The following is an 872-nucleotide window of genomic DNA, read 5'->3' on the forward strand; positions in this document are numbered from 1 at the left end:
TAGATCTCTTGCGAAAGTAAGAAATGTTTTATACTGATCAGATGAGATATGAAAATTTAACACGATTTAATGATAAGGAATTCAAACGATTAGTTGGAGTTTCACGTCCCTTATTTGCCCAAATGATTACTATTCTGCAAGAAGCAGAGCGATCAAAGAAAAAATCTGGTCGTCCACACACATTAACGATTGAAGACCAATTGTTATTAACTTTTAATTACTTACGCTCATATAGTACTCAAATTGAGTTAGCAGCAGCTTATGATATTGCTGAAAGTAATGTAAACCGAACGATTCATAAAGTCGAAACGGCACTCATGCGATCACGTCAATTTTCACTACCTAAAAGAGATCCCAAAATAAAAGAGCTTGATTTCGTGATTGTAGATGTGACTGAATCACAGATAGAGCGTCCTAAAAAAACAAATAAATTACTATAGTGGTAAAAAGAAAAAACATACGCTTAAAACACAAGTTATTTTTAGTCCAAGCCTGAATCAAATCATCAGTATTCAAGTTACTACTGGACGCAGACATGATTTAACGATAGCAAGAAAATATGCTAAAGAGTTTGCAAATTTTAAATGTATTATGGCTGATTTAGCCTATAAGGGCTTTAAAGAAATAAAGAGTAAGTTGCTAATAGCCATAAAGAAACCTAAAAACAAAGAGTTATCGAAGGAAGCGAAAGGCATCAATAAAGAGATAAGTCGTCGTAGAATAACAATTGAGCACATCAATTCAAAACTTAAAGTTTTTCGTATTTTTAGTGACAGGTATCGAAACAGAAGAAAACGATTTGGTTTAAGGATGAATTTAATTGCTGGGCTGATTAACTGGATGAGTCAAAATTAACTTTCGCAAGAGATCTA

General features: G+C 32.9%; 1 protein-coding gene. It reads left to right on the forward strand.

The features are described 5' to 3' along the window. The first annotated feature begins 41 nt into the window (after nt 1-41). Nucleotides 42-855, forward strand: a protein-coding gene (locus MMP60_RS15805) for an IS5 family transposase (protein WP_241337283.1) whose coding sequence is annotated in 2 segments (ribosomal slippage) — nt 42-431 and nt 433-855 — 813 coding nt in all. Because the reading frame shifts where the segments join, the coding sequence is not laid out codon by codon here. Nucleotides 856-872: the final 17 nt, after the last annotated feature.

Source organism: Acinetobacter sp. ANC 4805 (genome assembly GCF_022549495.1).
GTDB lineage: Bacteria > Pseudomonadota > Gammaproteobacteria > Pseudomonadales > Moraxellaceae > Acinetobacter.